The sequence below is a fragment of the Ciceribacter sp. T2.26MG-112.2 genome, assembly GCF_900492205.1.
Taxonomy (GTDB): domain Bacteria; phylum Pseudomonadota; class Alphaproteobacteria; order Rhizobiales; family Rhizobiaceae; genus Allorhizobium; species Allorhizobium naphthalenivorans_A.
The window spans coordinates 45,581-55,772 of record NZ_UEYQ01000007.1; the positions used below are offsets into that span (position 1 = coordinate 45,581).

At 59.1% G+C, this 10,192-nt stretch carries 14 protein-coding genes and 2 pseudogenes; 5 read left to right on the forward strand and 11 right to left on the reverse strand.

Annotated features, from left to right (window positions below; translation table 11 throughout):
• Positions 1 to 28: 28 nt before the first annotated feature.
• Complete coding sequence (locus DYZ14_RS12660) at positions 29 to 334, reverse strand: hypothetical protein (RefSeq protein WP_154721013.1); 306 nt, start codon at positions 332 to 334, stop codon at positions 29 to 31.
• Positions 335 to 442: 108 nt separating this feature from the next.
• Complete coding sequence (locus tag DYZ14_RS12665; RefSeq protein WP_232365527.1) at positions 443 to 1,261, reverse strand: carbon-nitrogen hydrolase family protein; 819 nt, start codon at positions 1,259 to 1,261, stop codon at positions 443 to 445.
• Positions 1,262 to 1,719: 458 nt separating this feature from the next.
• On the opposite strand from DYZ14_RS12665, the gene DYZ14_RS12670 reads away from it, so the two are divergent.
• Positions 1,720 to 1,914, forward strand: coding sequence for a WGR domain-containing protein (locus tag DYZ14_RS12670; protein WP_445292460.1), 195 nt, complete (start codon positions 1,720 to 1,722; stop codon positions 1,912 to 1,914).
• Positions 1,915 to 1,943: 29 nt separating this feature from the next.
• Complete coding sequence (locus DYZ14_RS12675; protein WP_232365528.1) at positions 1,944 to 2,435, forward strand: thermonuclease family protein; 492 nt, start codon at positions 1,944 to 1,946, stop codon at positions 2,433 to 2,435.
• A 510-nt stretch (positions 2,436 to 2,945) separates the two neighbouring features.
• Here DYZ14_RS12675 and DYZ14_RS24120 read toward each other — a convergent pair.
• The 4 genes and pseudogenes from DYZ14_RS24120 to DYZ14_RS12690 all read right to left on the reverse strand — a co-directional run bounded on the left by DYZ14_RS24120 (position 2,946) and on the right by DYZ14_RS12690 (position 4,525).
• A complete protein-coding gene (locus DYZ14_RS24120; protein WP_195949938.1) occupies positions 2,946 to 3,116 on the reverse strand; it encodes a hypothetical protein in 171 nt (56 codons plus the stop codon).
• Between the two features lie 287 nt (positions 3,117 to 3,403).
• Positions 3,404 to 3,821, reverse strand: a pseudogene (locus DYZ14_RS12680) (hypothetical protein).
• Complete coding sequence (locus DYZ14_RS12685) at positions 3,818 to 4,084, reverse strand: type II toxin-antitoxin system prevent-host-death family antitoxin (protein ID WP_154721015.1); 267 nt, start codon at positions 4,082 to 4,084, stop codon at positions 3,818 to 3,820. Before DYZ14_RS12685 ends, DYZ14_RS12680 begins: the two are co-directional and overlap by 4 nt.
• Positions 4,085 to 4,216: 132 nt before the next feature.
• Positions 4,217 to 4,525: a DUF736 domain-containing protein gene (locus tag DYZ14_RS12690; RefSeq protein ID WP_154721016.1), complete on the reverse strand. Its 309-nt coding sequence runs from the start codon at positions 4,523 to 4,525 to the stop codon at positions 4,217 to 4,219.
• Positions 4,526 to 4,984: 459 nt separating this feature from the next.
• Between DYZ14_RS12690 and DYZ14_RS12695 the strand changes: the two genes are divergently transcribed.
• Positions 4,985 to 5,173: a hypothetical protein gene (locus tag DYZ14_RS12695; protein ID WP_154721017.1), complete on the forward strand. Its 189-nt coding sequence runs from the start codon at positions 4,985 to 4,987 to the stop codon at positions 5,171 to 5,173.
• A gap of 3 nt (positions 5,174 to 5,176) precedes the next feature.
• On the opposite strand, the gene DYZ14_RS12700 is transcribed toward DYZ14_RS12695, so the two are convergent.
• Positions 5,177 to 6,097, reverse strand: a complete 921-nt coding sequence (locus DYZ14_RS12700) for an ArdC family protein (protein ID WP_154721018.1) — start codon at positions 6,095 to 6,097, stop codon at positions 5,177 to 5,179.
• Between the two features lie 275 nt (positions 6,098 to 6,372).
• On the reverse strand, positions 6,373 to 6,960 hold the full coding sequence (locus DYZ14_RS12705; protein WP_154721019.1) for a hypothetical protein: 588 nt from the start codon (positions 6,958 to 6,960) through the stop codon (positions 6,373 to 6,375).
• Here DYZ14_RS12705 and DYZ14_RS12710 point away from each other — a divergent pair.
• The gene (locus DYZ14_RS12710; RefSeq protein WP_154721020.1) at positions 6,959 to 7,114 is read left to right on the forward strand and encodes a hypothetical protein; all 156 of its coding nucleotides are present in this window, start codon (positions 6,959 to 6,961) and stop codon (positions 7,112 to 7,114) included. The two genes, DYZ14_RS12705 and DYZ14_RS12710, sit on opposite strands and share 2 nt — an antisense overlap.
• A 531-nt stretch (positions 7,115 to 7,645) precedes the next feature.
• Here DYZ14_RS12710 and DYZ14_RS24385 read toward each other — a convergent pair.
• Positions 7,646 to 7,810 (reverse strand): annotated as a pseudogene (locus DYZ14_RS24385) (IS3 family transposase); the annotation flags it as partial.
• 464 nt (positions 7,811 to 8,274) lie between these two features.
• Between DYZ14_RS24385 and DYZ14_RS12715 the strand changes: the two are divergent.
• Positions 8,275 to 8,514, forward strand: coding sequence for a hypothetical protein (locus DYZ14_RS12715; protein WP_154721021.1), 240 nt, complete (start codon positions 8,275 to 8,277; stop codon positions 8,512 to 8,514).
• A 165-nt stretch (positions 8,515 to 8,679) separates the two neighbouring features.
• Here DYZ14_RS12715 and DYZ14_RS12720 read toward each other — a convergent pair whose 3' ends face one another.
• Both DYZ14_RS12720 and DYZ14_RS12725 read right to left on the reverse strand, forming a co-directional pair.
• Entirely contained in the window at positions 8,680 to 9,453 is a 774-nt protein-coding gene (locus tag DYZ14_RS12720; RefSeq protein ID WP_154721022.1) for an AAA family ATPase, read from the reverse strand.
• 123 nt (positions 9,454 to 9,576) lie between these two features.
• Complete coding sequence (locus DYZ14_RS12725) at positions 9,577 to 9,894, reverse strand: WGR domain-containing protein (protein WP_232365530.1); 318 nt, start codon at positions 9,892 to 9,894, stop codon at positions 9,577 to 9,579.
• Positions 9,895 to 10,192: the final 298 nt, after the last annotated feature.

Consider the following 10,192-nt stretch of genomic DNA (forward strand, 5'->3'; position numbering starts at 1 on the left):
CGGCCCAAACCGGTCATGGAAGATCGCATCAGAACCAATGTGAGATAAAAATCGGCAAGATCAGAACCATTCCCACCGGCGTTGCCATTCCGAACAGGATGAAAAACGCAATTGATGCCACCGCCCAAGACAGCCAGAATGGACGGAGTTTTCGCGAGGCGAGCCCCAAAGCGCAAACCGCTAAATTAATGAAGAAGAACGTCAGTCCGATATGAAATCCCTGGATTCCGGAAAGCCTCAAGTTTTGGGGGATCATTCCCAGAAGAATTGCCGTTGCCATCAAGACAGGGCTCAGCTCAGCGAGGCGTCGTCTAAGTGATTCCTTGATCATCACGAATCCCCTCCAACATAATCGCCAGCGTATGGCAATGAGAACCTTCATAGAGAAATATTAACGGCTGGTTTTGGCGCTGAGCGGCGGCCGCGTCTCGGCCCTAAGCGGTCACCGGACGCGACGAAACCACTCCTTTTCCTGAGCGGCCCTTAGCTGTTCGAGGTCGAAGTCCGCGTAGATAATGCCCTCTTGCCTTCCTCCCATTGCGAGCATCTGCCCCGAAGCACCCACGGCAAAAGAATGTCCGTCGTCTTTAGGTTCGGGATAGTTTGCAACTGCGATTCCGGTCACTGATTGGAACGCTGTTGCACGGACCCCGGCAACGCGAATGTCACCAACCTCGACATCATCAACAAGAGGACTGCTGTTCGGCACCAGGATAATTTCGACCCCAGAACGAACCAGATCGGATGCAACGTCTGGAAACTCGCGATCCATGCACACCATGATCCCGACAGAAACCTGCCCACTGCGGGTATTAAGTCGAAGAACTAAAGAGCTTTCGCCAGGCGCGCAGGCCTCTTCTGGCACATCAAAAAAGCAGATGTGGCGCTTTCTTTGATGGAGTACGATGTCACCGTTTCCGTCAATCAGAACGGCGGAATTGAAAGGCTTAGGCTCCGCCTTCTCTAGGAAGGTTGCAACAACCGCAATCTCTGTCCTCCGCGCGGCGGCACGGAACTTTCCAATAAATGGTCCATGCAAATCTACGGCGCCATCTAGCCAAGCAGCACGCCCGGTGGCGTCTTGCGGATCGAATTTGCTGTATCCGTTCGAGAACATCTCAGGAAATACGATAACGTCTGCTCCCGCGTCAGACGCGCTGTCTATGACTGCATTGATATCTGCATCTAATAGAACCTGGGCGAGGGCCACCCGAAACGAATTCGCCGGCAAATGCGTCCACTCCTCAAATGCGTGATCCATTCGACTGCTCAACGGCCTACGCCACGGACAGACGATGGTATTGAAGGCATGCTAGCAGAAGCGGCTGCGGCTTCAATGTCCCCTTCTGGCGCTTCTGCGACGTGACGCCGCCATGGAGCCATGTCCGCTCTCAGGGCTAAGCGATGACGACGTTTACGACCGACTATGGAGGCGCTAGGCTACCCGACCAGAACCTGCGGGAGGATGGTGACCCGAATGAGCGAAGACCGCGCGCGGTCTTCGTTCGCACGGCGAATAGAGCCGTGCGCCGAAGGCGGACCACCCGAACTCGGCAGCATCACCACATCACGGAAATGAATCGATTGTACCCCAGCGATTCAAAATTCTCGTTGGACCGGGAATCGCAAGGAGACGAACATGCAGGCATGATTACTCAGCCCTACCACCTATACATCGAGAGGACAGACCTCGCGAAAAACATGGCTCGCTTTTATGCGATGACTATCGAACCCAACCTGTTTGGACAGCCCTGCCTCACGCGGTGTTGGGGAAGGATTGGATCGAAGGGGCAGACGATGAGCCACCAATTTGAAACCGAGCAAGAGGCTGTTGTCCTTTTCCTGAACCTCCTCCGGCAGAAGAAGCGTCGCGGGTACTCCGCGGTCGTTCGGCAATCGCGCACCTATATCTGATAGATGGGGCCATGGTACGAGGGTCTGGCATGGAAAGCAGATTTGAAGATGTTGGTCATTGGCCAATGCGGAGCATCGGCAGGTTGTTCCTGGGCGCGATGCTCGCAGTTCCGCTGGCCTTCTACGCTTCCATTAGCAATCAGGCCTATGCGGGCGACACCAGATCAAAGATAAGCGTGCCGTTCCAAAAGTGCGCCACGGGCTCGCGCGCGGCATGTGTCGTTGACGGCGACACAATCTGGTTGGACGGCGAGAAGATCCGGATAGCCGATATCGACACGCCCGAAGTGAGCGAACCGAAGTGTTCGTCGGAGCTGGTTCTAGGCAAGCGCGCCACGGACAGAATGCTTGAGCTGATCAACGATGGTCCGTTCGAACTAAAAGCATGGCCGGGGCGAGATGCCGACCGTTATGGTCGCAAACTTCGCGTGCTGGTAAGAGATAGTCGGAGCCTGGGCGATATTCTGGTGTCGGAAGGTCTCGCCAGAACCTGGAGCGGCCGAAGAGAGCCGTGGTGCTGAAGCCGGGATATCGGCCTGGCGAACTGGGCGGCTACGACGGTTAACGCCCTAGGTTCCAATCCGTCTCGAAAGTACCCCCAACCGCAACGAAGAACGGGAGCTTGATCGCGATCTTCAGTCCGAACTTGCCCTTTGCGGAAGAAGTGGCAGATCACCTTGGTCGGGTGCGCAGGCGACAGCCGATTGCTTTGATGAAGCTGGCAAGCTGTTGCATGTGGTTTCTCATGTCGATTGCGTTTCGTCGCGGGGAAAAAGCGTATGGAGAAGAAGGGCTGCACCGACGGGACCCGTTGCGCTTGCGCAAGGGGGGAGGCGCCAACGACAGAAGCGCAGCGGATAACCTGAGGGAAGCTAAGTTTTGGTGCTCAAGGAGCGGCAAGCGGAGAAAACGCAGCCGGCATCAAGTTGCGTATGACGCACGATCCGTATCATTCCTGATGTCGATGAAATGACATTAACAGGAACTCTGCAGCAGCTTCGTCACAACGATCGCGGTCAACGCCGGCCACCTCAGAAAGGCGGCTCGGCTTCTGCAAGGCCATGCATCTCGGTAGTGGCGATGGCCAGTTCTTCCTCGGCGACTTCGAGTTCAGCCTGGATCTGACGACGCTCGGCACCGTCGACAGCGTTGCGCAGCTCGGCCCGCAGTTCTTCGATCTGGGTTTCGAGTTCGTAGGTCATCTTCGTCTCCTTGACGCTTGTGAAAGATGACCATCGGCTCCAAGAAGGTATGGCAGGGCCAGGGAGCGCGCGAGCGACCGGCCGAGCCGGGGAGTGGGGGGAGCCGGTTTGCGGAGGCTACCCTTCAGGGCAGGCGGAGCAAATTGGGGGCACCGCTCATCCTTGAGGCTGCCATGCTCGCTTGGCAAGATTGCTTATTTTGAGCAGCCTTCCGCTCACCGTATTGCAGCACTCCCCCGATACGCTCGAGGGGTTTCAGGGGCTGGAGAGGGTAGAGGTCTCAAGCTTCAGCGACGGCGGCTTACCTCCGAGAACGATTTGCGACGCGCGATGAATTCTCGCAGGATCGGCAGAAAAAAGGCTTTGCTGAACCGACCGATCGGCGGCTCCGGTTCGATGTAGAACGAGTGGCCTATCCGGTCGCTGTTGAATTCATCCATGATCAGCCAGAGCTGACGATCTGCATCAAGCCCAGCACGGCGCTTTTCGATTGTGGGGATTTCAAACGCGAACCGCCCCCGCTCCGGCTGTTTCGTGGTGATCGGAAAGAATAGCACCAGATCGCCATCGGCATGCTCGATCCGAACCCCGACTGCAACGGGCCGCTCATTTTCGGCCCTCTGTTTCGCCTTTACCCGCCTCCCTATTTCGAAGGTATGGGTAGCGAATGACTGCCGCGGTCTGGATGTCGTCGTAGACACTCATCGCCCGACCTCGTCGTCTTCTGCATACTGATCTACGGCTCGCTCGATATCCGAAAACAAGGCATCGGACATAGTGTCGACTGTTCCCACTGCCCGCGCATCGGCGCCCTTCATCAGCCGCTGGTAATCATCAATATTCAGAATGACGAGACGCGGCTTGCTGCGCTGTGTGATCGTGACGGGATGCCGTAGGGCCTCGGCAATGATATCGCCAGATTTCCGGGAAAGATCGCTTGTCGTGTAGGATCCGTTTCGGCTGGCCATTTTTTCACTCCTTCAGGTTCGGTAGCTTCCTTGTACCGGAAGGACACCTCCAATTCCAGCATTTACAGCAATGATGTATTTGCTGGATTTGGTGGAAGGAGGCCCCGCTGTTGGCGGAGCCTCGTGCTCCCATCAGTCCCGGTTTTGGCGGGACCATATGAGCTGGAGGGCGTCCTCGCCTTCGACTTCGGCAAGCGTCGCGTAGATAGGCGCCGGGAAGCTCGGATCATCGAGCTTGACCGAGAGGTAGTCGCGCCCCTGCTCGGAAGTCTTCTGCCAGGCCGCGCCGAGCTCAACGCTTCCGGCATAGACGCGGAACTGCGGGCCCTTGTCCGAGGGGTTCTCGACCCGGACGATGCGCGCCTTGACGTTGAGGGCGAGAGTGCGAATGGAGCCGGCGAAGCCGTTTTCGGTGGAGGTGAAGGTGCCGATGGTTGCCATTGTCGTATTCCTTTTCCATGTTTCGGGCCGCGCCCATCGCGGCCTCGATGGCTGTCGCAAGACCGGTAACGATCGGACCGCACCTGATAAGGCCGCAATGAATTGGAGGGCGGCAAGTCGCAGATTTGTTAGTGGGCGAGGAGGAGGGCGCAGCCTTCCGGGGTAAGAAATCTGCGCCTTGTCGTTGCGGGAAAACGATCGAGGCGCAGCCGGTCTCCGGTCAGACATGCCTCATCGAGCCCGCAGATAGGTTGCCGGAAACTCCGACGTGAAAGGATATGGCAATGGCGTTCCGCCGCATTTGCCCTGGGCACGATGGCATCCTGCGCCATCCCCGACCTGTGCCGTCGTCGCTCCACGCTTCGATCGGGGAAGACGGCCCCGCGCGCGCATTGGCCGTCTTGCCCACAATGTCACATGCTATATCGTTGCACGCTCGAATCGCAGCCTGGAGAAACAATGCGCCAGCAGACCAAGCCATTCATCGTCGAACGCAAACCATCTCGGAAACCAAGGCCCGACGCTGCGAAACCGTCGATCTGGGGAAGGCTTGACGCTGACATCGCACAGGGTCTCCAAGATCAGCAGGATGGAGACCAGCGTGATACGAATCACGCGGCCGCCACCGGTGGTGCCGACCGCGCTTGAGCATCAGGCCGCAGCCTTCACATCCGCGTCCGGCTGCAAGGAATGCAGGAAGCTCGCGGCGCGCTGCGCATGAGCCGCAGCCTGGAAGATGGCCCGCTTGTCATTGGCCAGCACTGAAAGCCACGACTGCAGGTAGGATGCATGATCTGGTCGCGGCTCGAGCTCCGGCGCGATTCCGAGATCGGCGCAAAGAAAGCAACTGCCGAGTTCAGCAATGAGCTCTTCGCGCGCGCGTTCCGTCCTGTCCTTTGCATAGCGCGACAGGTCTCGCCCGACGCGGTGTTCGGCCGCCGTCCAGTGCGTCGCCTCATGACTGAGGACGGCCGCGTACCCGGCAGCATCGCGAAACGCCTCGAAAGGCGGCATCTGGATATAGTCCATGACCGGCGAATAATAGGCCTGGTTCCCACCATGCCGGATGACCGCGCCAGTGTTGCAGAAGAAGCGATCGGCGCTTTCAATTCGCTCGACGGGATCCAGTACCTTGGCCGGCGGCACATAATAGGTGTCGGGCAAACCATCGATCTGCTCGATATTGAACACCGAATATGCCTTCAGGAATTGTATCTCCCGATCGACATCATTGCCTTCTCCGTCGGCAACCGACTTGGTGAAACGGCTGGCGAAGACGACCGTCGAGCCAGTCTCGCCCTTTCGCACGGCTCCACCCAGTTCGAGAGCCTGCTTGAAGGTCATCCACATCGAGGAGGAGAAACCCCGTGACATCTGCTCCGACCACAGGAGCAGCACATTCATTCCCGAATAGGGCAGTCCGTTGTAGCGCACCGGCCGCGTAATGCGGCCATCTGTGTTACCGGCACGCCATGGTCTCATCCATGGACGCACGCCTTGTTCGAGATCCTTGACGATCAGGTCGGTGATCCGCATGTAGATGTCTGCACGGTCGTCCGATTTCTTTGCCATGACTTCTTCTCCTTTTCAGGGACCGCGCCTATCGCGGCCCGTCACGGAGGTCTGAAGTCAGGGGCCGATGGTGTGACCATGCACCGGAACGGCCGCAACAGCGTGGAGGACGGCGAAGCCGTTGCATGGGCGCCCGGCTCCTGCAGGACCGCCGAGCGGGACGGGCTGCGATAGGTGCGCATCCAGCTTTTATTTTCGACATGAGAAAAGGCCGGCGCCTGCAGGCGCCAGCCTTGGGAAACCAGATGAAGGCGGGGTGCGACCCCGCCAATGTATTATCCGAAAACGGCCATCTGAGCTTCGGCCGCTTTGCGGTCGAGCGATGCGCCCGGATTTTCGACCGGTCGGTCGAAGGGCTTCCAGGTCTCGCCGACGACCTGTTCATAGGCGGCGACTGCGCCCTCGGCTGCCATGCGCAGCGCGTGGGATTGGACACCCATGTCGGCCGCGAATTCGCGCTTTCGCTGCGCGGCGCTGTCATAGCCGGCCGGACCGTCGAGATCCTCGTCGCGAGCGTCGTTCGACGCCTTGGCCGTTGCGTCGCGCGCTTCGGTAACGGCGCGGGAGTAGAACTGTCCGGCGCCATGCGCCGATCCGACGAAGGCCCCGACAATTCGCTGCAGATGGATCTGCATCGCCTTTTCGCCGAGGCCTTCAGAGAAGCTTTCGGCGGTCTCTACGATCAGGCGTTCGTGGAGTCTGCGGATGCCATCGCTGTCGACGACGGCCGTGCCGAAGCTTTCGGCGAACTTGAATGCCTGGGTGGCGTCGGGACAGGAGAGGCGGACCATTTCAAGGGTTGTGGCGCGGCGCGATTGCGACGACCTGACACTGGAGCGGTTGAGGGTAGAGGGCTTGGCCATGTCTGTTCCTTCCTTGGCTGCCGAAGCGGCTCCGGCCCGTGCCGGTCTGCCCTTCGGTGCGGACGACCAGAACCGGCAAAGGACGGGCGGCTTCACAGGTCCGATCCGACTGAGCCAGCAGGGCAGGTTTGCGGACCAGCAGGCCTTGGCCTGAGCAGATCGCGAGCTTGCCCTCGCGCCGAGAGGGTTGGGTCGGCCGCCCCGCGGCGCGACAGCGGCCTTGAACCGACCGGCCGCCGGTTCAGACCGCAGCGAACAAGAAGGGCAGTCAGGCACGGGTCCGATATCACTCCCAATGCCCGAGAGAAGGCACATGGCCAAGCCCGCCATGCCGATGTCGTGTCCAATCCGGGCGATCGCGCTTGCGACTTCCGACCAGTGCCAGAACTCGTTGAGGTCACCATCGGACCGGCTACGGAACGCCCGGCGCTGGTAGAAGCCCGCTGGATCCGAAGTTGCGAGAAGCCTGGCATCTGACCGCCATCGCCGCCTTGTTACTCGCGATGTGCGAGCCATCGTGTGAGGGAGAGCATCAGCTTCCTCTTGAGATCAAAGGCGATGCAGTCAAGTCACCACAAGATCCGAGAGATGAAGAGGTAGAAATAAGCTCAAGATTTCAGATGCTTACATCCACGAATCGCATAAGATATCTTATGGAACTATTTCCATCAAATATAAGTCCTTAGCTCCAGCGCTCATTGGGACGCGACGGCAGAGCCAAAGGACGTCTCGTCCCCAAGGCCCGCTTTCTGCCACCACGCTTGCGCACCGTCTGCTTCTCCTTCCGGTAGAGACGCCGAAGCTTCTTCAGGTTCATGACGATCCCCTGACGGTGGAGCATCACGTGGATAGCCATGTCCGCGATCAGCTATCGCGACAGCGCACGTTCTATCGAAAACAAGAGCTCACCACTCGCGAATGCCGACGAGCTCGGCCAGTTCATACGCGCCGGGTACGCTCGATCCAAGACCATCCCCTCTTATCGCCGGCCGACATCCGAAAGCTGGACGGAGAGAACATCCACATACTGTATTTGCAGGAAAAGTCCTGCTGCGACCAATGTCATGCGAAGGTATACATGGTCCGCGTACTCAAGCCGCCGCTCGCCACCAAAATCCGGCCTTGTGGTTCGCAAACTGATGGAGGTCAAAATGTGAAAAAGGGGCAGTTTGACGTGACGTCCAGTTTTGTTTGCGCCGCGTATTCTCGTCGGGCACATATTTGTCACACCCCCCAATTAGTAGTATTGTTTCACCACTTCATTGATTTGAACATGGCTTCGCTTTTTACGTGGTTTCACCGGGGTAGAGGGCAATGTCACATGACGAGTTTCCCATAGGCAAGCAACCGATTGTGGTCCGCAACGCGATCCAGAGGCTCTTGAAAGACCACCATTACGCGGAAACCCCGCGGCTTGCGGAAAATGCTATAAGTCTCATTGTCCGTTTGCATGAAAGCGGCATCTGCGACGAAGATGAGCTGGTTGAGCTGGCCGCATTGAGTGGCGGAAAGCCGCTGGACAAGCTGCTGGGCGCTGATTCACGGCCACCCTGAAGGAGGCCGGCCGGTTTGTAATCTCTACAGGGTCACGATCATCAGAAAGCGATCCGCGCCTCCACCCGCGGCAATGTCGATCGTCTCGGCCACCTTAGGCCCTTGAACGGCCGCGGCTTTGCCGGAGACCCCAACTCATGAGAAGTAGGTTTATGACAACAGCCTTCAGATCTCGTCACGCAAGGCACGGTCCACGAAATCGTCCGGATCCTCGGTGAAGTCTCTGTAGAGCTTGAAATGCCGCGTATCGCGCAGTTCGGTATCGGCAATGCCCGCGCGGCTGATCTCCAGCAACCGCGCACCGGGGACCGCCATGAGGATCGGCGAATGCGTCGCCATGATGATCTGTGCCTTGGCCGACCCCTGGATCTCATGAAGGAGGCGCAGCAGTTCGAGTTGACGCTTCGGAGAAAGCGCGCTTTCCGGTTCGTCTAGAAAGTAGATCCCCTGTTTGCCCATGCGTTCTGCAAAAAAGCGCACAAAGCCTTCGCCATGACTAAAGGACAGGAAGTCGGGCGGCGCGGCATTGGCCTCGCGGGCAGCTTCGTCCAGAAAGCGCGCCACGGAGAAGAAGGATTCCGCGCGAAAGAACCAGCCCGCCGTTACCTTCGGCAACCAGGATGCACGCAGCGCGCCGGCCAGCAGGGCCCCGCTGCGGTCGAGCGCCCGGGAATGATCAACCGGCCTGTAGCCCTTGCCGCCCCCCGCCTCGTCATAGCCGCACAACGCGGCGAGAGCCTCGATCAGGGTCGATTTTCCAGTCCCGTTCTCACCGACGATGATCGTCACCGGCGTGGAGAAATCGAGGGAAAAATCCTTGTCGAGCCAGGGCAGGTTGAATGGATATTGCTCGCCCAGACCGGCATCCTCCCGCACCCAGAGGCGCTTCAGGTATGGCGCCGGCAGGCTCGTCAGATTCGTTCGTCGCATCGCAGACATCGCCACAGGCTAGAAGTTGACACCCTGCGACTATAGCGTTCCGGCCCCCACAACGAAACCCGACGGCCAAGGTCCGTTCAATGGCGAGAGCGCCCCAAGCGTGCGAGAATGCATACAGCTCCGTCACGCCGACGAGACGCTTTTCAGCGTCAGAGTGAGCACTTGGACCGATTGGCGGAGACTGTTGACAGCTGTCAACTCGTTGCAGCGGCACGATAGCCACGACGGGTCCTGGCGGCCGCGAGGCGCTTCAGCGCCGGCCTCGCATTCGCCTCGTTGGCAAAGACCGACGCGGGTACGGCCGCGCGTGCCGATGCGTCCCCACGGGCGAAGCAGTGCGGCGCCGGCCAAGAGCGCCAGTTCGACCGACAGCACATAGAGGCGCGCCAGGTTGCGGGCGCGATCCGTGCGGGTGAGAAGAAGGGGCTCTTGTCTCGACATCCTGGAGCGAGAACTGCCCGTGCGTGAGACGGGGCCCCGATGACCAATCCGAATCGGTGAGGCCTGACCGATTCAGGGTGGTGACGAGTTGTGGCTCGTATCGCCGTATGGCCCAGCCGATAGAAGGCGGATGGGAAGGCAGCAGGCCGAAGTCTCCCCGTGGCGCTGCTTCCGGGCCACCGCTTAGCAAAACGATGCAAGGAATTGTGTGCCCGCTCATCATATCCCAGCGGGTGGCGTCGCTTTTGTGCTCACCTGGCCACCCGTGTGAATATTGCGACACCTGCATCGGCAATAA